Source organism: Cupriavidus sp. Met-2 (assembly GCF_049843575.1).
Lineage (GTDB): Bacteria > Pseudomonadota > Gammaproteobacteria > Burkholderiales > Burkholderiaceae > Cupriavidus > Cupriavidus metallidurans.
Window position 1 is genome coordinate 194009 of the sequence record NZ_JBBHZL010000001.1, and the last position, 22310, is coordinate 216318.

18 protein-coding genes are annotated in these 22310 nt (G+C 65.3%); 10 read left to right on the forward strand and 8 right to left on the reverse strand.

Going from position 1 to position 22310, the window contains the following annotated elements; all coding sequences use genetic code 11:
* Positions 1 to 36: 36 nt before the first annotated feature.
* From WD006_RS00940 to WD006_RS00975, 8 genes are all read right to left on the reverse strand, one after another.
* Positions 37 to 633, reverse strand: a complete 597-nt coding sequence (locus WD006_RS00940; protein ID WP_011515237.1) for a nucleotidyltransferase family protein — start codon at positions 631 to 633, stop codon at positions 37 to 39.
* The gene (locus WD006_RS00945; protein WP_029308424.1) at positions 630 to 1676 is read right to left on the reverse strand and encodes an XdhC family protein; all 1047 of its coding nucleotides are present in this window, start codon (positions 1674 to 1676) and stop codon (positions 630 to 632) included. The genes WD006_RS00940 and WD006_RS00945 overlap by 4 nt, the downstream gene beginning before the upstream one ends.
* Positions 1649 to 2218: a CoxG family protein gene (locus tag WD006_RS00950; protein WP_029308423.1), complete on the reverse strand. Its 570-nt coding sequence runs from the start codon at positions 2216 to 2218 to the stop codon at positions 1649 to 1651. The genes WD006_RS00945 and WD006_RS00950 overlap by 28 nt, the downstream gene beginning before the upstream one ends.
* Positions 2209 to 3408 carry a vWA domain-containing protein gene (locus WD006_RS00955; RefSeq protein WP_049799650.1) on the reverse strand — a complete coding sequence of 400 codons (1200 nt, stop codon included), beginning with the start codon at positions 3406 to 3408 and terminating at the stop codon, positions 2209 to 2211. Before WD006_RS00955 ends, WD006_RS00950 begins: the two co-directional genes overlap by 10 nt.
* Before the next feature lie 89 nt (positions 3409 to 3497).
* The gene (locus WD006_RS00960; protein ID WP_008644391.1) at positions 3498 to 4394 is read right to left on the reverse strand and encodes an AAA family ATPase; all 897 of its coding nucleotides are present in this window, start codon (positions 4392 to 4394) and stop codon (positions 3498 to 3500) included.
* Positions 4395 to 4470: 76 nt separating this feature from the next.
* Positions 4471 to 5271: an FAD binding domain-containing protein gene (locus WD006_RS00965; protein WP_011515241.1), complete on the reverse strand. Its 801-nt coding sequence runs from the start codon at positions 5269 to 5271 to the stop codon at positions 4471 to 4473.
* 16 nt (positions 5272 to 5287) lie between these two features.
* Complete coding sequence (locus tag WD006_RS00970) at positions 5288 to 7666, reverse strand: xanthine dehydrogenase family protein molybdopterin-binding subunit (protein WP_011515242.1); 2379 nt, start codon at positions 7664 to 7666, stop codon at positions 5288 to 5290.
* Between the two features lie 11 nt (positions 7667 to 7677).
* The gene (locus tag WD006_RS00975; protein WP_017513308.1) at positions 7678 to 8172 is read right to left on the reverse strand and encodes a (2Fe-2S)-binding protein; all 495 of its coding nucleotides are present in this window, start codon (positions 8170 to 8172) and stop codon (positions 7678 to 7680) included.
* A 249-nt stretch (positions 8173 to 8421) separates the two neighbouring features.
* Here WD006_RS00975 and WD006_RS00980 point away from each other — a divergent pair, with 249 nt between their 5' ends.
* The 10 genes from WD006_RS00980 to WD006_RS01025 all read left to right on the forward strand — a co-directional run bounded on the left by WD006_RS00980 (position 8422) and on the right by WD006_RS01025 (position 22206).
* Complete coding sequence (locus WD006_RS00980) at positions 8422 to 9000, forward strand: YqaA family protein (protein WP_011515244.1); 579 nt, start codon at positions 8422 to 8424, stop codon at positions 8998 to 9000.
* A gap of 169 nt (positions 9001 to 9169) precedes the next feature.
* Positions 9170 to 13144 carry a DUF3683 domain-containing protein gene (locus WD006_RS00985; protein ID WP_029308422.1) on the forward strand — a complete coding sequence of 1325 codons (3975 nt, stop codon included), beginning with the start codon at positions 9170 to 9172 and terminating at the stop codon, positions 13142 to 13144.
* 78 nt (positions 13145 to 13222) lie between these two features.
* Positions 13223 to 13657, forward strand: a complete 435-nt coding sequence (locus tag WD006_RS00990; protein ID WP_011515246.1) for an HIT family protein — start codon at positions 13223 to 13225, stop codon at positions 13655 to 13657.
* A gap of 150 nt (positions 13658 to 13807) precedes the next feature.
* A complete protein-coding gene (locus WD006_RS00995; protein WP_008644384.1) occupies positions 13808 to 15718 on the forward strand; it encodes an ABC transporter ATP-binding protein/permease in 1911 nt (636 codons plus the stop codon).
* 70 nt (positions 15719 to 15788) lie between these two features.
* Complete coding sequence (locus WD006_RS01000; RefSeq protein ID WP_011515247.1) at positions 15789 to 16205, forward strand: gamma-butyrobetaine hydroxylase-like domain-containing protein; 417 nt, start codon at positions 15789 to 15791, stop codon at positions 16203 to 16205.
* 35 nt (positions 16206 to 16240) lie between these two features.
* Positions 16241 to 16972 (forward strand): bifunctional demethylmenaquinone methyltransferase/2-methoxy-6-polyprenyl-1,4-benzoquinol methylase UbiE, encoded by a 732-nt coding sequence (gene ubiE, locus WD006_RS01005; RefSeq protein ID WP_011515248.1) that lies wholly within the window; start codon positions 16241 to 16243, stop codon positions 16970 to 16972.
* Positions 16973 to 17034: 62 nt separating this feature from the next.
* Positions 17035 to 18024, forward strand: a complete 990-nt coding sequence (locus WD006_RS01010) for a Tim44 domain-containing protein (protein WP_011515249.1) — start codon at positions 17035 to 17037, stop codon at positions 18022 to 18024.
* Between the two features lie 120 nt (positions 18025 to 18144).
* On the forward strand, positions 18145 to 18816 hold the full coding sequence (locus WD006_RS01015) for a ubiquinone biosynthesis accessory factor UbiJ (RefSeq protein WP_011515250.1): 672 nt from the start codon (positions 18145 to 18147) through the stop codon (positions 18814 to 18816).
* Positions 18817 to 18857: 41 nt separating this feature from the next.
* Positions 18858 to 20435: a ubiquinone biosynthesis regulatory protein kinase UbiB gene (ubiB, locus tag WD006_RS01020; RefSeq protein ID WP_011515251.1), complete on the forward strand. Its 1578-nt coding sequence runs from the start codon at positions 18858 to 18860 to the stop codon at positions 20433 to 20435.
* Between the two features lie 334 nt (positions 20436 to 20769).
* The gene (locus WD006_RS01025) at positions 20770 to 22206 is read left to right on the forward strand and encodes a sodium:solute symporter family protein (protein ID WP_011515253.1); all 1437 of its coding nucleotides are present in this window, start codon (positions 20770 to 20772) and stop codon (positions 22204 to 22206) included.
* Positions 22207 to 22310 lie beyond the last annotated feature (104 nt).

Sequence of the window (22310 nt, forward strand, 5' to 3'; positions counted from 1 at the left end):
CGCAGGCAGGCGCCGCTAAATCCGCAGCGCCTACACCTACTTCAGATCGCCCGGCACATCCACATCCCGGAACGGACCATCGTCGTCGGTCAGGATGCGCGTCACTGGTTGTGACTTGAGCAGTGCGCGGGCGCCTTCGTCGCCGTCGAGCTTCAGCAGTTCCTCGCGCCATGCGGCGCCAAAACCGACCGGGTGCCCACGCTGGCCATCACGCCACGGCGCGGCGATGGTGTCGCGCGACGTGATCGTCAGTGCCACGGCGCGCACCAGTTCCATCGATAGCCACGGCATGTCCGCCAGTGCCACGACCCAGCCGCGCGCATCGGCGCAGGCCGTCACGCCAGCGCGTAGCGCCGCGCCCATGCCGGCCTCGGCGTCTGCGGATTCGACTACCTTGCAGCCGCCGCGGCGCAGCTCTTCCGATAGCTCGGGATTGCCGGGGCGCACCACGGCGATCGAACCCGGTAGCGCCGCCGCAAGCGTTCGCGCGCTGCGCCATGCCACGGTGCGGCCGTCGGGCAGTTTCTCGAGCAGTTTGTTGCGTGCGCCAGCCGGGTCGAAGCGTCGGCCAAAGCCGGCCGCCAGCAGGATGCCGATGGGCAGGTCGGATTGAGAGAGCACGGGCTTCGTCATGGCTGTGCCGCCGAAGCGGTGGGCAGGATTGGGCAGGCCGCCTCGCCAGCGGCGATTTCCCGCGCCGCTTTCGCGCCTTCGACTTGAAGGATGTCAGGGAGCGAGACGTGGTTCTTGGCCGCGACCACTTCGGCCAGGATCGAGATCGCAATCTCCGGCGGCGTGCGGCTGCCGATGTAGATACCCACCGGCCCATGCAATCGCGCGAGCTGCAGCTCTGTCAGGTCGAATTCCTTGAGCCGCTCGCGGCGCGCGTGGTTGTTGCGTCGCGAGCCGAGCGCGCCGACATAGAACGCCGGCGTGCGCAGCGCTTCCATCAGGGCCAGGTCGTCGAGCTTGGGGTCGTGCGTCAGCGCGATCACCGCGCAGCGCTCGTCGAGCTTCATCTCCATGACCGTGTCGTCCGGCATGGTGCGGACCATCGTCACCCCCGCGATGTCCCAGGTCTCGGTGTATTCCTCGCGCGGATCGCAGACAGTGACCTGGAAGCCAAGCCCCACGGCGATCTGGCACAGGTACTTCGACAGCTGGCCGGCGCCGATCACCAGCATCCGGTAGCGCGGGCCGTGGATCGTCAGCAGGGTCTTGCCGTCGAACGCCAGGCCGTCGGTGGCCTCGGCTGGCCCGAGCGTTGCCGCACCGGTTGCCATGTCGAGCGTGCGGGCGATGAGCCTGCCGTTCTCCACCGCGTCGAGCAGATCGACGATGCCACTGGCCGCAGACAGCGGCTCGGTCACCAGCTCGATCGTGCCACCGCAAGGCAGGCCGAAGCGGTGCGCTTCCTCCGCGCTGATGCCGTACTTGATCGCTTCGGGGAGGCCCGAATGGATGCCCTCGTGCCGAACGCGGTCGATGATGTCGTCCTCGATGCAGCCGCCGGAAACCGAGCCCACCACGTGGCCATCGTCACGCACGGCCAGCATCGCGCCTTCGGGGCGGGGCGACGACCCCCAGGTTCTGACGACTGTCACCAGCAATACGCCATGCCCTTCCTGCTGCCAGCGCACGCTGCATTTCAGGACTTCGAGATCCACGCTGTCCATGATCGTTTCCGCTTTGTTCCTGTGTCATCGCCGCCGTCGGTCGTTTTCCCCGCGTCGGCTGATTGTTCCGTTTCCGTATTGTCGTCGTCTTCATTCGCGCCACCGCCACCAACCGCCTCGGTGAAGCGGGCGAAGAATGTATCGGCCATCTTGCGCGCGGCGGCATCCACCAGCCGCGAGCCGATCTGCGCGATCTTGCCGCCGACCTGCGCGTGAACCACGTAGGTGAGCAGCGTCTCGTCGCCTTCGGGCGTGAGCTTGACCTGCGCGGACCCCTTACCAAATCCGGCCGCGCCGCCCTGTCCGTCGAACTGGATCGTGTAGCTCTCCGGCGCCTGGATGTCCTGCAGCGCCATGCGCCCCTTGAAGCGCGCCTTGACCGGTCCGACGGCGGCGGTCAGCGCCAGTTGGTAGGCGTTGTCGCCGTCGGGCTCGATGCTCTCACATCCCGGAATACATTGCTTGAGCAGCGCTGTGTCGTTCAGTGCATCCCAGGCGACCTGCTGGGGCACGGGCAGTCGCTGGGTCTGGGTCATTTCCATGATGGATATCCTGGTTGGGGGCGTGATGCTTTGACAGGCGGAACGCGCGCGGGATCGGCCAGCAGCGATTCCAGCGCGAACAGGCTGTCCAGGTTGTGCGCCGCACGCAGCGCGTCGACGTGGGGCAGGATCGCCTGGATGCCGCGCGCCTGCGGCGTGAAGCCTTCATAGCGCAGCAGCGGATTGAGCCAGATGATGCGATGCGCAAATCGGCGCAGGCGGGCCATCTCCTGTTCGAGCAGATCGATGTGCTCCAGATCGATACCGTCGCTGACCAGCAGCACCGTGGCGCGGCCGGACAGCGTGCGACGCGCCCATTGCCGGTTGAACGTGGCCAGCGCGGCACCGATTCGGGTGCCGCCAGCCCAGTCACGGACCTGTTCGGTGATCAGGTTCACCGCGTCGTCCGGATCGCGTTCGCGTAGCGCGCGCGTCACGTTGGTCAGCCGCGTGCCAAACAGGAAGACGTGCAGTCGCTCGCGGGACTGCGTCAGCGCGTGGCAGAAGTAGAGGACGGCGCGCGAGTACTGGCTCATCGAGCCAGAGATATCGAGCAGCAGGACCACGGGCGGCTTGCGCTCGGCACGCTTGCGGTACTTCCAGCGCAGCCATTCACCATGCTGGCGCACCGCCAGTCGCGCGCTCGCGCGCAGGTCGGCGTGCGTCCCGCAGGTGGATGGGCGCAGACGCCGTGTCTTCTGCAGGGCCAGACGCGCGCGCCGTGTGCGCACCAGATGCTGGAGCGCGCGCCACTCTTCGGCGTTCAGGGTTTCGAAGTCGCGCCCCGCCAGACGCTCCTGATCGGAGAACGTAAGCGGGGCGGTGAAGCGTTCCTCACGGGGCGGCTGGTCCGGCTTTGGCGATGGCGGTTGCCGGGCGGCCAGGGCATCGGCCAGGCGGTTGCTGCGTCGGGGCGGCGGAATCCCGGCATCGACGCGCGGCAGCAGCATCGCCCGCAGCTTGCTTTCCCAGTCGGGGTCGCGCCAGAACAGGTCGAAGGCGGCATCGAACAGCGGGCGCTGATCGGGGCCCGATAGCACCAGCGCCGCCAGCGCGGCCCGCACTTCGTCGCGCGCGCCGATATCGATATGCCGCAGGGCTTCCAATGCATCGACGGCATGCGCTGGCGATAGCCCGAACCCGGTGTCACGCAGCAGCCGCATGAAATGCGTGACGTTGCGGGCCAGCATCGGCAGCGGGGGCGGCGTGCCCGATGTGTCCGGTCGGGAAAAGGGGGCAAACGGGGCAGAGGGGGCGGAAGGTACGGCGCGTGGCATGGTCAGCCTGCTGGTGCTGCCCCGGCGAGCAGTTCGGCGATGGTCGGTCCGTCCGCGCGTGCCAAGTCGTCCTGATACTTGAGCAGGACGCCTAGCGTGTCGCGCACCGATTGCGGATCGAGTTCGGTCACGCCCAGCGCGGCCAGCGCGCGACACCAGTCGATGGCCTCGGCAATGCCGGGAGCCTTGAACAGGTCGATGCCACGCAGCCGGTGGATGAAATCGACGGCCTGCCGTTGCAGGGCCATCGCCGCTTCGGGCGCGCGCGCCGCGACGATCTGCAACTCGCGGTCGCGGCCCGGGTAACCCATCCACTGGTAAAGGCAGCGACGTTTGAGCGCGTCATGCACCTCGCGCGTGCGGTTCGATGTGATCACGATCAGTGGCGGACGTTCGGCCTGGACCACGCCGATTTCGGGGATCGACACCTGGTATTCGGACAGGACTTCGAGTAGAAACGCCTCGAACGGTTCGTCGGCGCGGTCGATTTCGTCGATCAGCAGCACGCGCGGCACGTTCGGCGCGGCAGGGTCCGGCAACAGCGCCTCAAGCAGCGGGCGCTTGAGCAGGTAGTCGTCGTGATAGAGCGATTGCTGCTCGGGCCGTTCGCCACGCGCTTCGGCTAGCCGAAGCGCCATGATCTGGCGCGGGTAGTCCCATTCGTAGAGCGCGCTGGCGGCGTCGAGACCTTCATAGCATTGCAGGCGCAGCAGCCGCGTGCCGAGCGCGCGCGCCATGGCTTGCGCCAGCGCTGTCTTGCCGACACCGGGCTCGCCTTCGAGAAAAAGCGGGCGTTGCATCCGAAGCGCGAGATACAGCACGGTGGCCGTCTCGCGGTCGGCGAAATATTGCTGCTTTTCGAGCAGCGAGAGGGTTTGGTCGATCGAGGTGGGGAGCATGGTGAGAATGCGAGTTCCGTCGCTATGCGCACCTCTCTCCCGCCGCGCGGGAGAGAGGTACAAACACGACGCAGCCTTAGCCCTTCAGCGCCTGCTCCACGGCTCGCGCCGCCAGCACGGGGATCAGATGCGCGCGGTACTCGGCAGATGCATGCAGGTCCACGTTGAGGCCAGACGGGTCCATCTTCACGGCTCGGGCGGCAGCCGGCGTGAAGCTGGCCGCCAATGCCTGCTCGAGCGCCGGCGCCCGGAACACGCTGTCTGCCGCGCCGGTCACCGCCACGCGCACGGTCTTGCCGGTGCGCGCGACCATCACGCCAACCAGCGCGAAGCGCGATGCGGGGTTGCGGAACTTGATGTAGGCAGCCTGATCCGGCGACGGGAAACGCACCGCGGTGATCAACTCGTCGGGCTCGAGCGCTGTTTCATAGAGCCCCTTGAAAAAGTCGTCCGCCGCGATGCTGCGACGATCGGTGACGACCGTCGCGTTCAGCCCGAGCACGGCGGCGGGATAGTCCGCCGCCGGGTCGTCATTGGCGAGTGAGCCACCGATCGTCCCCATCGCGCGTACCTGCCGGTCGCCGATGCCGTTGGCCAGCGCGGCCAGCGCCGGAATGCGGCGCATCACGTCGGCATTGGCCGCCACATCGGCATGGCGCGTGGCGGCGCCGATCACCAGCGCGTCACCCTCGACGCGAATCCCGTTCATGCCCGGAATGCGCGATACATCGACCAGCGTCGACGGCGAAGCCAGGCGCAGCTTCATCGCCGCCAGCAGGCTTTGACCACCAGCCAGGAACTTGGCGTCGCCATCGGCCTTCAGCTTGGCCACCGCGGCATTGGCGTCGGCGGCACGTTCATACTGAAATGCATACATGTTGTGCTCTCCCCGGTTACGCGGTGCCAGATTGCGCGGACTGGATGGCTTGCCACACGCGATGCGGCGTGGCAGGCATCTGCAGATCGTGTACGCCGAGCGGCGACAAGGCGTCGACCATGGCGTTGATGAAGGCCGGTGGCGAGCCGATCGCGCCGGCTTCGCCGCAGCCTTTCACGCCGAGCGGATTGTGCGTGCACGGTGTGCCGGTGGACGTCTCGACGGTGAAGTCGGGCAGGTCTCCGGCGCGTGGCATCGCGTAGTCCATGTACGAACCGGTCAGGAGCTGGCCGCTCTCGGGGTCGTAGACGCACTGTTCGAGCATCGCCTGACCCAGACCCTGGCCAATGCCGCCATGTACCTGGCCTTCCACGATCATCGGGTTGATCACGTTGCCGAAGTCATCCACAGCGGTGAACTTGACCACGTGCGACTCGCCGGTATCGGGATCGACCTCGACTTCGCAGATGTACGCGCCGGACGGATACGTGAAGTTCGTCGGATCGTAGAACGCGTTCTCGTTCAGGCCTGGCTCAAGCTTGTCGAGCGGGTAGTTGTGCGGCACGTATGCCGTCAGCGCCACCTCGCCGAACGTCTTGGTGCGATCGGTGCCGGCCACGCGGAACACGCCGTCCTTGAACTCGATGTCGGCGTCGGATGCCTCGAGCAGGTGCGCGGCGATCTTCTTGGCCTTGGCCTCGATCTTGTCGAGCGCTTTCATGATCGCCGAGCCGCCCACTGCCAGTGAGCGGGAACCATAGGTCCCCATGCCGAACGGCACGCGGCCCGTATCGCCATGCACGATCTCGACGGCATCCAGTGCGATGCCCAGGCGGTCCGCCACGATCTGCGCGAACGTGGTTTCATGGCCTTGACCGTGGCTGTGCGATCCGGTGAAGACCGTCACGGTGCCCGTCGGATGCACGCGGATCTCGCCCACCTCGAACAGCCCGGCACGCGCGCCCAGCGCTCCGGCGATATTCGAGGGCGCAAGCCCGCAGGCCTCGATGTAGCACGAGTAGCCGAGCCCGCGCAGCTTGCCGCGTTGCTTCGCTTCCGCGCGCCGGGCCGGGAATCCCGCCACGTCGGCCAGTTCCTCCGCGCGAGCCAGGCAGGGCTCGTAGTCGCCGGTGTCGTAGGTCAGACCCACCGGAGTGGCATACGGGAAGGTGCGGATGAAGTTTTTGCGGCGCAGCGTGGCCGGATCGACGTTGGTCTCGCGCGCGGCCGCTTCCACCAGCCGCTCGACGACGTAGGTGGCCTCGGGGCGTCCCGCGCCGCGATAGGCATCGACGGGGGACGTGTTGGTGAACACCGCGTGGACTTCGGCATAGATCGCCGGCGTGGCGTATTGGCCGGCCAGGAGTGTCGCGTAGAGGATCGTCGGCACGCTACTGGCGAACGTCGACAGGTACGCGCCCATGTTGGCGATGGTGTGCACGCGCATCGCCAGGAAGTTGCCGTCGGCGTCGAGCGCGAGTTCAGCCTTGGTCACATGATCGCGACCATGGGCGTCGGTCAGGAAGGACTCGGAGCGTTCCGCAGTCCACTTGATCGGACGTCCCACCTTTTTCGATGCCCAGGTCAGTGCCACGTCCTCGGGGTAGAGGAAGATCTTCGAGCCGAAGCCGCCGCCCACGTCCGGCGCGATGATGCGCAGGCGCGACTCGGGCAGGCCCAGCACGAATGCCCCCATCAACAGCCGCTCCACGTGCGGGTTCTGGTTGGCGACGTAGACCGTGTAGCCGTCATCCTGGCGCGTATAGCTGGCATTGACCGCGCGCGGTTCGATCGCGTTCGGGATCAGCCGGTTGTTGACGATCTGCAGCGTGGTCACGTGAGCGGCCTTGGCGAATGCCGCGTCCGTGGCTGCCTTGTCGCCGTGGCCCCACGTGTAGCAGGTGTTGGCGGGGACATCGTCGTGGACGAGTGAAGCTGCCGACGAGGCATTGGCCAGGCCGATCACGGCTGGCAGTTCCTCGTAGTCGACAACGATCTTCTCGGAGGCGTCGCGTGCCTGCTGGAGCGATTCTGCGACGACCAGCGCCACCTGGTCGCCCACGTGGCGCACCTTGCCGTGCGCCAGCGAGGGGTGGGGCGGTTCTTTCATCGGCGAGCCGTCGATGCTGTGGATCAGCCAGCCGCAGGGCAGGCCGCCGACCTTGTCGGCTGCCATGTCATCGCCAGTCAGCACGGCGATCACGCCGGGCGAGGCCGCCGCCTCGGACGTGTCGATCGACTTGATGCGCGCGTGAGCATGCGGCGAGCGCAGGAAATAACCGTAGCTCTGGTGCGGCAGGACGACATCGTCGGTGTACTGGCCGTTGCCGGTCAGGAAGCGATAGTCTTCCTTGCGGCGGACCGGCGAACCGATCAGCTTTTCGGGTGCGTTCATGGCCGGTCTCCTTATTCCGCGCTGGCCACGGCCGCCGAGCCCTGCATGGCCGCCTGACCTTGCTGCACCGCACGCACGATGTTGTGGTAGCCGGTACAGCGGCACAGGTTGCCTTCGAGCTGGTCGCGAATCGCCTGCGCGTCGGCGTTGGGGCGGTCCTTGAGCAGGGCCGTGGCCGCCATCACCATGCCCGGCGTGCAGAAGCCGCATTGCAGGCCGTGGCATTCACGGAACGCTTGCTGTACGGGGTGCATTTCGCCGTTGACGGCCAGGCCCTCGATCGTCGTCACGCTGCCGCCGTCCGCCTGCACCACGAGCACGTTGCAGGACTTCACCGCGCGGCCATCCAGGTGGACGGTGCAGGCGCCGCACTGGGCGGTATCGCAGCCCACGTGCGTGCCGGTGAGGCGCAGGTGTTCGCGCAGGAACTGGACGAGTAGTGTGTGAGGTTCGACCTGGGCGTCAACGGGCTTGCCATTGACCGTCAGGCGGATCGGAATCGCCATGCTTGTCTCCTGTGTGGGTGCACGCATGGCCAGCTCCATCCATCCCGATTCACTGCGCGGGACTGGCCACGACGCGGTACTGCCGTTTGGTTGAGACGGCTATTTCGTGATATTGGTGCTGCCGGGTTTGCCCGGTTTGCGAAAGCGTTGTGAACGATTGGACGCAAAAGGCTCTCCCAGTTAAACACAAAACCACCGGTGCTGCCATGCGGGTTCTCCTGCGATTCGCGGCCCTATGTTCTCTAGCGCATGGACGCCTTCATCCACTGGCTGTTTGACACCCTTGCCCTCCCGACGGTGGGGTTGCCCGCCATTTTCGTGGTCAGCCTGGTGTCGGCCACGCTACTGCCGCTCGGCTCCGAGCCGGCCGTGTTCGGCTACGTCAAGCTCAACCCCGATATGTTCTGGCCGGCCGTGCTGGTGGCCACGCTCGGTAACACGGTCGGCGGGGCCATCGACTGGTGGATGGGTTACGCGGCCAAGCTTGCCGTGGTGCGCTATCGGCTACGGCGCCAGAATCGGCAGCATGAGCGCGAACACGAGCAGCACCTGGAACACCCGAAGAAGGCCAGCAAGCCGGCGCTCGATGCCAAGTACTTCCGCTGGATGCGCCGTTGGGGGCCCCCGACGATGCTGGTGTCGTGGCTTCCTGGTATTGGTGATCCATTGTGCACTTTGGCGGGCTGGCTGCGGATGCCGTTCTGGCCCAGCGTCGGCTATATGGCCATCGGCAAGTTCCTGCGTTATCTGGCGATGACGGGCAGCCTGCTGTGGATTCCGGACTCCTTCTGGCACGGCGTGGGCCAGATCTTCCACCGGTTGTTCTGAGCGGGAATGCGCCGGACGGGCAGAAAACGGCGAGATCCCTGACGAAACCAAGGGTTATAGGGGGTTTTCGGGGTTGTTGCGGTGCGGCAAACATGGGCGTTGAAGTACAATCGCGCTTTAAAGACGAAATCGCGCACCGTCCCCGTGCGCAGCAGGAAGCGGTCCCGCCATGAACGCCCCACTCGTGCTCGATGCCAAGCTCGCCGCCAAGGACGCACCCCCGCGTCTGCGCGAGATCCCCTATAACTACACGTCATTTTCGGATCGCGAGATCGTCATCCGCCTGCTCGGCGAGGAAGCCTGGCGCATCCTGGACGAACTGCGCGGGGAACGCCGCACCGGCCGCTCGGCGCGGATGCTCTACGAGGTGCTCGGCGATATCTGGGTCGTGCGCCGCAACCCGTACCTGCAGGACGACCTGCTCGAAAATCCCAAGCGCCGCCAGATGCTGGTGAGCGCGCTGCACCACCGCCTGGGCGAAATCGAAAAGCGCCGCGCCGCCGACCGTGCCGAGCACGCCGAGCCCGCCGCGGAAGATCGCTCGCACCGTGTGGAGCAGCTGGTTGCGTTCGCCAAGCAGGCGATCGAGGCCTTCAAGCAGGAGTTCTCCGACGCCTACGCGCTGCGCAAGCGCGCCCAGCGCGTGCTGGGCAAGGTGACGCAGCACGACAACATCAAGTTCGACGGACTCTCGCGCGTGTCGCACGTGACCGACGCCACCGACTGGCGCGTCGAGTACCCGTTCGTGGTGCTGACCCCAGATACCGAGGAAGAGATCGCGGGCCTTGTGAAGGGCTGTTTCGAGCTGGGTCTCACCATCATCCCGCGCGGAGGCGGCACCGGGTACACCGGCGGCGCCGTGCCGCTGACGCCGTTCTCTGCCGTCATCAATACGGAAAAGCTGGAGCAGCTTGGCGAAGTCGAGCAGACCGATCTGCCCGGCGTGTCGCGCAAGGTGGCGACGATCTTCTCCGGCGCCGGCGTGGTCACGCGCCGCGTGGCTGATGCCGCCGACAAGGCCGGGCTGGTGTTCGCAGTCGACCCGACCTCGATCGACGCATCGTGCATCGGCGGCAACGTGGCGATGAACGCGGGCGGCAAGAAGGCCGTGCTGTGGGGTACCGCGCTGGACAACCTGGCGTGGTGGCGCATGGTCGATCCCGAGGGCAACTGGCTCGAGATCGCCCGGATGGACCACAACCTCGGCAAGATCCACGACGTGCCGGTGGCCACGTTCGAGCTGAAGTGGTCGGACGGTAACCGCAAGCCGGGCGAGAAGGTGCTGCGCACCGAGACGCTGGCGATCGAAGGCCGCAAGTTCCGCAAGGAAGGTCTGGGCAAGGACGTCACCGACAAGTTCCTGGCCGGCCTGCCTGGCGTGCAGAAAGAAGGTTGCGACGGCATCATCACCAGCGCGCGCTGGGTCCTGCACCGGATGCCGAAGCATATGCGCACGGTCTGCCTGGAGTTCTTCGGCCAGCCGCGCGACGCGATTCCGAGCATCGTCGAAATCAAGGACTTCCTCGACGGCGAGTCGAAGCGCGAGGGCGGCGCCATTCTGGCCGGTCTGGAGCATCTGGACGAACGCTATCTGCGCGCGGTGGGCTACGCCACCAAGAGCAAGCGCAACGCGTTCCCGAAGATGGTGCTGATCGGCGATATCGTCGGTGACGACGAGGACGCCGTGGCCCGCGCCACCTCGGAAGTGATCCGCATGGCCAACGGCAAGAGCGGCGAGGGCTTCATCGCGGTGAGCCCCGAGGCCCGCAAGAAGTTCTGGCTCGACCGCTCGCGCACGGCTGCCATCGCGCGCCACACCAACGCCTTCAAGATCAATGAAGACGTGGTGATCCCGCTGCCGCGCATGGGCGAGTACACCGACGGCATCGAGCGCATCAACATCGAGCTGTCGATCAAGAACAAGCTCAAGCTGACCGACGAGCTCGAGGCGTTCTTCGCGCGCGGCAACCTGCCGCTTGGCCGCAGCGACGACGCGAACGAGATTCCCAGCGCCGAACTGCTGGAAGACCGCGTGCAACACGCGCTGACGCTGCTGCGTGAAATCCGCGCGCGCTGGCGCTATCTGCAGGACCACCTCGACACGCCGCTGGCCGCCGCGCGCGCCGCGCTGATCGGGCATGGCCTGGGCCTGCTCGGCCCGGCGTTCGAGCAGCGTCTGCAAACGCAGCCGGATGCGACCGTGTTCCACCTGATGCAGGACCGCACGATCCGCGTAAGCTGGAAGAACGAGATCCGCGCCGAGCTGCGCAAGATTTTCTCCGGCGGCGAGTTCAAGCCGATCCTCGACGAGGCGCAGAAGATCCACAAGCAGGTGCTGCGCGGCCGCGTTTTCGTGGCGCTGCACATGCACGCCGGCGACGGCAACGTCCACACGAACATCCCCGTGAACTCGGACGACTACGACATGCTGCAGGACGCGCACCGCGCGGTGGCCCGCATCATGACGCTGGCGCGTTCGCTGGACGGCGTGATCTCGGGCGAGCATGGCATCGGCATTACCAAGCTCGAATTCCTGACGGAAGACGAGATCTCCGAATTCCGCGACTACAAGCAGCGCGTCGATCCGCAGGGCCGCTTCAACAAGGGCAAGCTCCTGCCGGGCGCCGACCTGCGCAATGCCTACACGCCGTCGTTTGGCCTGATGGGGCATGAGTCGATCATCATGCAGCAGAGCGACATCGGCGCGATCGCCGAGAGCGTCAAGGACTGCCTGCGTTGCGGCAAGTGCAAGCCGGTGTGCGCCACACACGTGCCGCGCGCCAACCTGCTGTACAGCCCGCGTAACAAGATCCTGGCCACGTCGCTGCTGATCGAGGCCTTCCTGTACGAGGAGCAGACGCGCCGTGGCGTGTCGATCAAGCACTGGGACGAGTTCTCTGATGTGGCCGATCACTGCACGGTCTGCCACAAGTGCGTGACGCCTTGCCCGGTCAAGATCGACTTCGGCGACGTGTCGATGAATATGCGCAACCTGTTGCGCAAGATGGGCCAGAAGAAGTTCAACCCGGGTACCGCCGCGTCGATGTTCTTCCTGAACGCGACCAACCCGCAGACGATCAACATGACCCGTGCGGCCATGATCGGCTGGGGTTACAAGGCGCAGCGCCTGGGCAACGAACTGCTGAAGAAGTTCGCCCGCAAGCAGACCCAGCATCCTCCCGCCACGGTCGGCAAGCCGCCTGTGCAGGAGCAGGTGATTCACTTCATCAACAAGAAGATGCCGGGCAACCTGCCGAAGAAGACCGCGCGCGCGCTGCTTGATATTGAAGACAACGAGATCGTGCCGATCATCCGCAACCCGAAACAGACCACGGCCGAAACGGAAGCCGTGTTCTATTTCCCGGGCTGTGGCTCGGAGCGTCTGTTCTCGCAGGTGGGTCTGGCCACCCAGGCCATGCTCTGGCACGTGGGCGTGCAGACCGTGCTGCCGCCGGGATACCTGTGCTGCGGTTACCCGCAGCGCGGCGCCGGCCAGTACGACAAGGCAGAGAAGATGGTCAGCGACAACCGCGTGCTGTTCCATCGCGTGGCCAACACGTTGAACTACCTCGACATCAAGACCGTGGTGGTGAGTTGCGGCACGTGCTACGACCAGCTCGCCGGGTATGAATTCGACAAGATCTTCCCGGGCTGCCGCATCATCGACATCCACGAGTACCTGCTCGAGAAGGGCGTGAAGCTCGAAGGCGTCACCGGCACGCGGTACATGTACCACGACCCCTGCCATACGCCGATCAAGACGATGGACCCGACCAAGCTCGTCAATGACCTGATGGGCGGTAACCAGGGTGGCGGCAAGATCGAGAAGAACGAGCGCTGCTGCGGGGAATCGGGCACGCTGGCCGTTACGCGTCCGGATATCTCGACGCAGATCCGCTTCCGCAAGGAAGAGGAAATGCGCAAGGGTGCCGACAAGCTGCGTGCCGGCGACTTCAATGGCGACGTGAAGATCCTGACGAGCTGCCCGTCGTGCCTGCAGGGTTTGTCGCGCTACAACGAGGATGCGTCGGTGACGGCGGACTATATCGTCGTGGAGATGGCCAAGCACCTGCTGGGAGAGAACTGGCTGCCGGAGTACGTGGCAAAGGCCAACGCGGGTGGTATCGAGCGGGTGCTGGTTTAAACCGCCGGCCGTAGTCATGAGCTCCCCTCTCTCATATGTGGGGGAGGGGAGCAAAACAACACTCTCCAATCAATTCCCATGACCCGAGCCCGCAACTGTCCCCTCTGTGAAGCCGATGGTGGAGAACTCGTCTGGATGGGCGACCGCGCGCGCGTCATCCTGGTCGAGCATGATCGCTTTCCCGGTTTCTGCCGCGTGGTCTGGAACGACCATGTGGCCGAGTTGACCGATCTGGACGAGCACGACATGGCCTGGCTGATGCGGCTGGTGGCGCGTGTGGAGCGGATCGTCCGCGAGGTGATGACGCCGGACAAGGTCAACCTGGCCGCGTTCGGCAACATGGTGCCGCACCTGCACTGGCACATCATTCCGCGCTATCGCTGGGATTCGCATTTTCCGGAAGCGATCTGGGCCGCGCCGCAACGGACGGCCGACACGGCGCGCGTCGCCGAACTGGCCGACCGGCTGCCGGCGCTGCGTGCTGCACTTTCGGCACTGGATTCGGCCGACTGACACTTCCCTCGGCACGACGCCGTGCCACCTTGGTAAAGTGCCGTTGCAGTCTGGTAAGGAACCCACCGCCGTGACGGTGCGTCTGATACCAGTCAAACAACAACATGCCTGCCGGCGTCCCCAGGCCGCGGGCCATTCCGGGCGTCTTCCATGTCCACCACACCGTCGTCTGTCATCGTCCCCGGCCCGGCCGTACCGGCCAAGGCGCTCAAGGACCAGAGCCGCCTGCGCCTGGCTGCCACCTGGGCGCTGATCATGCCCTACTGGAAATCCGAAGACCGCAAGGCGGGGCTCGGCCTGCTGACCCTGGTCGTGGCGCTGAACCTCGGTATCGTCTATATCAACGTGCTGCTCAACGAGTGGAACCGCGTGTTCTACAACGCCATCGAGCAGCGCGACTTCGTCTCCTTCAAGGCATTGCTGCTGCGATTCTCCTGGATCGCGGCCTGCTTCATCGTGCTGGCGATCTCGCGCCAGTACTACCAGATGATGCTGCAGATGCGCTGGCGTACATGGATGACTGGCCGGTTCATGCAGCGCTGGCTTGGCCACCAGGCCTACTACCGCATCGAGCAGACCCATTCGACCGACAACCCCGACCAGCGACTGGCCGACGACCTGCGCCAGTTCACGGATGGCGCGCTGTCGCTGTCGATGGGGCTGCTCAACTCGGTGGTCACGCTGGTGTCGTTCATCGGCATCCTTTGGGTGGTGTCCGGGCCGATCAGCCTGGCGCTCGGCGGGTCCGAACTGACCATCCCGGGTTATATGGTGTGGTTCGCGATCGGCTACGCCGTGGTCGGTTCGCTGATTACCCACTTCGTCGGCCGTCCGTTGATCGGCCTGTCGTTCCAGCAGGAACAGTACGAAGCAAACTTCCGTTTCATGCTGGTTCGCCTGCGCGAGAACAGCGAGCCGGTGGCGCTATACCGTGGCGAGGCGACGGAGCAGGCCGGCCTGCGCGCGCGTTTCGAACGCATCCGGGAAAACTGGAACCAGTTGATGCGCTATACGCGACGGCTGACGTTCGTGAACTCGGGCTACGGCCAGTTCGCGATCATCTTTCCGCTGCTGGTGGCCGCGCCGCGCTACTTCTCCGGCAAGCTGACGCTGGGCGGCCTCATGCAGATCAACTCGGCGTTCGGGCAGGTACAGGGCGCCCTGTCATGGTTCGTCGATAGCTACGCCACGCTGGTCGGCTGGAAGGCGGCCGCCAACCGTCTGATCGACTTCCAGCAAGCGATTCGCGTGGCTGAGCGCGAGGATCTGACCCACGAGGGTCCGGGCGACATCGAGGTGGTCGAGTCCACCGACAAGGCCGACAACAGCATCACGATCACTGGACTGGGTCTGGCCCTGCCGGTGCGTGGCGGCCCCGGCCCGGACGACGAAGGCGTCGATCCGCTGAAGCGCCCGGGACAACGTCCGCTGGTGGCGCCGTTCTCGCTGTCGATCGGGCCGGGCGAGCGCTGGCTCGTCAATGGCCCTTCCGGCTGCGGCAAGAGCGTGTTGTTCCGCGCGCTGGCGGGCATCTGGCCGTACGGTCATGGCCAGATCACGGTGCCGCACAAGCGCATGCTGTTCCTGCCACAACGCAGTTACCTGCCGATCGGCACGCTGGCCGATGCGCTGTCGTACCCCGATGCCGGCAACGCGCATTCGCGCGAAGCGCTGGCCAACGTGCTGCGCCAGGCTCGCCTCGGCATGCTGATCAAGCATCTGGATGTGTTCGACAACTGGTCGCTTCGGCTGTCGCCGGGAGAACAGCAGCGGCTGGCGTTCGCGCGTGCATTGCTGCAGAAGCCCGACTACCTGTTCCTCGATGAGGCGACGAGCGCGCTCGACGAGGAAACCGAAGGCGCGATGTACCGGCTCATGGTCGAGACCCTGCCGGATGCCGCGATCATCAGCATCGCCCACCGTAGCACCGTGGCCGCGTTCCACGACCGCCGCTTGCATTACCTGCCGGTTGGCGATGCCTCGGATGAGAGCGGCGGCGGGCCGCGGGATGGGCAATTGGAGGGCGGTGGAGTAAGCTATCGGGTCGTACAAGACGCGTGACGGCGCCGTCGCGGCCGGCCTCGCAGCAGTGGCGGAGGGTGGTCGGGTCGCGGCATCGTGCCCTTCATCTATGGCTGGCCTCGAAAAAGACACCCCTCATCCCACCGCGCTGACCGTGCATACGCAGTCGCGTGTGCTCGAAATCGGCTTCGACAATGGCAATACCTGGCGGCTGCCGTTCGAGTTGCTCCGCGTATACTCCCCGTCCGCCGAGGTCCAGGGTCATGGCCCGGGACAGGAAACGCTGCAGACCGGCAAGCGCGACGTCGGCATTGCCGCCGTGGAGCCGGTGGGAAACTACGCCATCCAGATCCGGTTCGACGATGGCCACGACACCGGCATCTATTCGTGGGAGTTGCTGTACCGGCTGGGCGACCAGCAGGAAGCGCTCTGGGCCGATTACCTGAAGCGTCTGGCAGACGCGGGGCTGGATCGCGATGCGCCCATGGCGGCCGCCGGCGGCCATGCATGTGGTCATCACCATTGACCACTATTGATTGAAAGAATCCTGGAGTCCGAGAGATGAGCGAAACCCACTTCGGTTTCGAGAAGGTCGACGAATCTGAAAAAGCCGGCAAGGTTGCTGGCGTTTTCCATTCGGTGGCAAGCAAGTACGACGTGATGAACGACCTGATGTCCGGTGGGATGCACCGGCTCTGGAAGGTGTTCACCATCGCCCAGGCCAATGTGCGCCCGGGCCAGAAAGTGCTCGACATTGCCGGCGGCACCGGCGATCTGGCAAAGGCCTTCGCGAAGCAGGCCGGCCCCACCGGCGAAGTCTGGCTGACCGACATCAACGAGTCGATGCTGCGCGTCGGCCGTGATCGCCTGCTCAACAAGGGCGTCGTGACGCCGGTGGCGCTGTGCGATGCCGAGAGGATCCCGTTTCCGGACAACTACTTCGACCTCGTCACGGTAGCGTTCGGCTTGCGGAACATGACCCACAAGGACGCCGCGCTGGCCGAGATGCGCCGGGTGATCAAGCCGGGCGGCAAGGTCATGGTGCTCGAGTTCTCGAAGGTCTGGAAACCGCTCGAGAAGTTCTACGATGTCTATTCCTTCAAGGTTCTGCCGTGGCTTGGCGAGCGCGTGGCGGGGGATGCCCCTAGCTACCGTTATCTGGCCGAATCGATCAGAATGCATCCAGACCAGGGCTCACTTGTACGCATGATGGAACAAGTTGGGCTCGAACAGGTCGAATACTTCAATCTGACGGCCGGAGTAGTGGCGCTCCACGTCGGGAGAAAGTATTAATTCGCCATGTTCGGTCGGCAATGCAAGGCATGTTGGCCGAGAATGACAGGGGATAGAAGAATATGTCATCTTTTCGCGGAAAATTCCTGGCCATGTCGCTCATCGCGACACTGGCTCTCGGGGCAGCGCTCGACGCCAATGCCAAGCGTCTGGGCGGATCGCGCAGTATCGGCAAGCAGTCGTCGGGCGTGACGCAGCAGCGCCAGCAGGCGCCGGCGCAGCAAAACACGCCGCCGGCCCAGCAACCGGCGCAGGCGGCACCGGCTACGGCGGGTGCGGCAGGTGCGGCAGGTGGCGCGGCCGCCGCGGCAGCGCCCAAGCGTAACTGGGGTGGGATGCTGGGTGGTCTGGCAGCCGGCCTCGGCATCGGCTACCTGCTTTCGCACTTCGGCCTGGGCGGCGCGGCCGCCAGCATCCTGTCCAACGTGATCCTGTTCGGCGTGATTGCGCTGATCGCAATGTGGCTGATCCGCAAGTTCCGCGGTGGCTCGGCTCGCACGCAGCAGCCTTCGTACGCCGGCATGGGCGGCAATGGGTCGAATTACGGTGGTCCGTCGCATGCCGAACCGACGCTGCGCACGGCCGAGCCTGTTGGCAATGGCGGCGCCGCCAGCAATCCGGTCATGGGTGGCGCGGCAGCAGCCGCAACCGCGGCGGCTGTCCAGCAGCCGTGGGGCGTGCCGGCGGATTTCGACACCGAGTCCTTCCTGCGTAACGCCAAGGTTCACTATGTGCGTCTGCAGGCTGCTTGGGATGCGGGCAATCAGGACGACATCCGCGAATTCACCACGCCGGAAATGTTTGCCGAGATCAAGATGGACCTGTCCGAGCGCGGCAGCGAGGTCAACAAGACCGACGTCGTGACGCTGGACGCCCAGTTGCTCGGTATCGAGTCGACCCCGGCCCAGCACATCGCCAGCGTGCGTTTCTCGGGCATGATCCGCGAGAAGGCAGGCGAACCGGCTCAGCCGTTCGGTGAGGTCTGGAACCTGGCAAAGGCGACGTCGGGCAACGGTGGCTGGCTGCTCGCCGGCATCCAGCAGGAATCCTGAGCGCCGCATGAATCCTCCGCCGCATCGGTGACATGATGCGGCGGGCGAGTAGCTTAGAATGGAGGCCCGCGCATTGCGTGGGCCTTTTTATTTGGGCTGTCTGCCCGAGCACCGGATGCCATGAACGCATTGCCGACCCCGCTGGCCGCACCGATCGTTGCCGCGCTGAATCACCTGATCGAACAGGAGCCGTGGGCTTGCAGCCTGCTCACGCCGTTTGCCGGACGCGTGATCCGGTTCGACGCGTCAGCGTTCGCGCTGTCGCTCAAGGTCACGGAGCAGGGCGGCATCGACCAGGCACCCGAGGCCGAGGCGGCCGCCGTCACGCTGATCGTGCCGTTGCAGCAGTGGCCGCTGGTCGTGGCCGATGTTGCCGAAGGCGGTCAGGCAGCCGCGATGCGTCACGTGCGCATCGACGGTGACGCGGAACTGGCCAATGTGGTGTCGACGCTCGCACGCAACCTGCGTTGGGATGCGGCCGAGGATCTGTCCCGCGCGCTGCGTGGCGTGATGGGCGGGCCGGTCAGCGACAGCGTGGCGCAGCGCGTGGTGGAAGGCGCGCGTCAGGTGCACGAAAGCGCGACGCGAGCCGGCCGCGCCCTGCTCGACAATGTCACCGAGTACCTGCTGGATGAACAGCCGACGCTGGTACGGCACGCAGCGCTGGAGGGCTTCGGCGACGACCTGGCGCGGCTGCGCGACGATCTGGCCCGCCTGGAAAAACGGCTCGAACGGCTGGAGCGTGCTCCGGGCGCGGGCTCCCCGGATGCCTTACCCTCGGCCCATCGCTGACCTGCCCTGACCCGCCACGTGTCGTTTCCTGAAGATTTCGCATGACCCGCCTGCTGCGTCTCTGCAAGATACTGTTTGTCATCCTGTACTACGGGCTCGATGAACTCGTGCTGTCCGGCTTCAAGAACCGGCGCATCAAGTTCCTCGTCCGAGTCATCACCATCGGCCGCAAGCTCGATCAGCCGCGCGGCGAACGCCTGCGTATGGCGCTGACTGCGCTGGGCCCGATCTTCGTCAAGTTCGGCCAGGTGCTGTCCACGCGCCGTGACCTGATGCCGCCCGATATCGCCGACGAACTGGCCAAGCTGCAGGACCAGGTGCCGCCGTTCGAGTCAGCGGTGGCGGTGAAGATCATCGAGAAATCGCTGGGCCGCCGGCTGACGGAACTGTTCGAGACATTCGAGCACGAGCCCGTGGCCAGCGCGTCGATCGCCCAGGTTCACTTCGCCACGCTGCGCGGCGGTCCGAGCCATGGCCGCGAGGTGGCCGTGAAGGTGCTGCGTCCGGGCATGTTGCCGGTAATCGATAGCGACCTGGCGCTGATGCGCGACATGGCCACGTGGCTCGAGCGCGTCTGGGTGGACGGTCGCCGGCTCAAGCCCCGCGAGGTGGTGGCGGAGTTCGACAAGTACCTGCACGACGAACTCGACCTGATGATCGAGGCCGCCAATGCCAGCCAGTTGCGCCGCAACTTTGCCGAAAGCGACCTGCTTTGCGTGCCCGAGGTGTTCTGGGACTGGTGCACGAGCAGCGTCTTCACGATGGAGCGGATGCATGGCATTCCGATCTCCCGCACCGAATCGCTGAAGGCGGCGGGCGTCGACATGCACAAGCTGGCCGAAGAGGGCGTCGAGATCTTCTTCACGCAGGTGTTCCGCGACGGGTTCTTCCACGCGGACATGCACCCCGGCAACATCCTGGTGTCGGTCAGACCCGAGACGTTCGGCCGGTATATCGCGCTGGACTTCGGCATCGTCGGCGCGCTGTCCGAGTTCGACAAAAACTACCTGGCGCAGAACTTCATCGCGTTTTTCCGCCGCGACTACCATCGTGTGGCGCTCCTGCACGTGGAGTCGGGCTGGGTGCCGCCGGAGACCCGGGTCGAGGAACTCGAATCCGCCGTGCGTGCCTGCTGCGAACCGTACTTCGACAAACCGCTGCGCGAGATTTCGCTCGGCATGGTGCTGATGCGGTTGTTCCAGACCTCGCGCCGCTTCAACGTCGAGATCCAGCCGCAACTTGTGCTGCTGCAGAAGACGCTGCTCAATATCGAAGGCCTGGGCCGCCAGCTTGACCCGGACCTCGACCTCTGGAAGACCGCCAAGCCCTTCCTGGAACGCTGGATGTACGAGCAGGTGGGCTGGCAGGGCGCCTGGGAGCGGATCAAGATCGAGGCGCCGCAATGGGCGAAGATGTTGCCCGACTTTCCCCGGCTGGCCCACCAGTTCCTGGAGCGCCGCGCGCTGCAGAACAACGAAGGGCAGGAGCGTCTGCTTACCCAACTGGTGGCCGAGCAGCGCCGCACGAACCGCCGGCTGTCCACGGCCCTGCTGCTGATGGGCGGGTTCCTGGCCGGCATCGTGATCGTCCAGGCACTGGCCTGGGCGGGATACTGGTAGTCACCGCGCCTGAAGCGTCGCTGGTTTCCCCTTTCTCCCGCAGGCGGTGGGAGGGGAGAACCACCATACAACACCCAAGTGAACCAAGATGGGGATTTGCCCGCCCTCGGGGGAATTTTTGCCCCCCGGATGGGGGCGCGTCGCTATAATCCGCGTTTTGATTCGGCTACGACCGCCAAATGCCCGCCCGGGCGCCCGCGGCCCCGACCGATGAATTGGACTCCGGCTGGCCCCAACCCTTGACCCGGTCAAGGGCGTCAGGTGCCCCGCCGGCATTCGGTTTCTCGCCGCCAGGGCACATCAATTCTGGCCATTCTGGGATAAGGGCAGCGGTATGCTGATCTGGTTCGTCATCATCTATTGGATCATCTCGGTCGGTATCGGCCTGTGGGCGGCGCTTCGCGTCAAGGGAACCGCCGACTTCGCCGTGGCCGGCCGCAGCCTGCCGTTCTATATCGTCACCGCCACGGTCTTTGCCACCTGGTTTGGCTCTGAAACCGTGCTCGGCATCCCGGCCGTGTTCCTCAAGGAAGGCCTGTCCGGGGTGGTTTCGGATCCCTTCGGTTCCTCGCTCTGCCTGATCCTGGTTGGCCTGTTCTTCGCCCGGCCGCTGTACCGGATGAACCTGCTGACGATCGGCGACTACTATCACAACCGCTATGGCCGGCTGGCCGAAGTGCTGACCACGCTATGTATCGTGGTCTCGTATCTGGGCTGGGTGGCTGCGCAGATCAAGGCGCTGGGGCTGGTGTTCTATACGGTGTCGGACGGCGCGCTGTCCCAGGATGCCGGGATGATGATCGGCGCGGCCAGCGTGCTGGTCTATACGCTGTTCGGCGGCATGTGGTCGGTGGCCGTGACCGACTTCATCCAGATGATCATCATCGTGATCGGCATGCTCTATATCGGTTACGAAGTCAGCGGCCAGGCGGGTGGCGTGACGGCCGTGGTGTCACACGCGGCGGCGGCCGGCAAGTTCGAGTTCCTGCCGTCGCTGGACCTGGTGCAGATCATCGGGTTTGCCGCGGCGCTGTTCACGATGATGCTCGGCTCGATTCCCCAGCAGGACGTGTTCCAGCGGGTCACCTCCTCGCGCACCGAGCAGATCGCCGGTCGTGCGTCGGTGCTGGGTGGTGTGCTGTATTTTTTCTTCGCCTTCATTCCGATGTTCCTGGCCTATTCGGCCACACTGATCGACCCGGCGATGGTCGAGAAGTACATCAACTCGGATTCGCAACTGATTCTTCCGCAGCTGATCCTGACGCACGCGCCGATGTTCGCCCAGGTGATGTTCTTCGGTGCGCTGCTTTCCGCCATCAAGAGCTGCGCCTCGGCCACGCTGCTGGCGCCGTCGGTAACCTTCGCCGAGAACATCCTGCGCCCGTACTTCCGCCATCTCGCGGACAAGCAGTTCCTGCGCGTGATGCAGGTGGTGGTGCTCGTCTTCACGTCGCTGGTCACGCTGTTCGCGCTGAACTCGCACCTGTCGATCTTCCACATGGTCGAGAACGCCTACAAGGTGACGCTGGTGTCGTCGTTCGTGCCGCTGGCCTTCGGCATGTTCTGGAAGCCGGCCACCCGCCAGGGCGGTCTGGCCGCGATCCTGCTTGGCCTGGCCTCGTGGCTGACCTGCGAGATCGCCTTTGCCGATGCCACGGTGCCACCGCAAATGGTAGGGTTGCTGTTCTCGATCAGCGGGATGGTATTCGGGTCGCTGCTGCCTCAATGGATCAGCGATCGGCCGCCCGTTCGTGAAGTGCATATTGCATAACTTTATGCCTTCAAGGCCTTATCCGGGCTGCTTGTGGACGTTTGCGGCCCCGAATGTCCCCTTTTCCGGTCGGTAGCCGGTCCGGCAACGGTTTATAATCAACG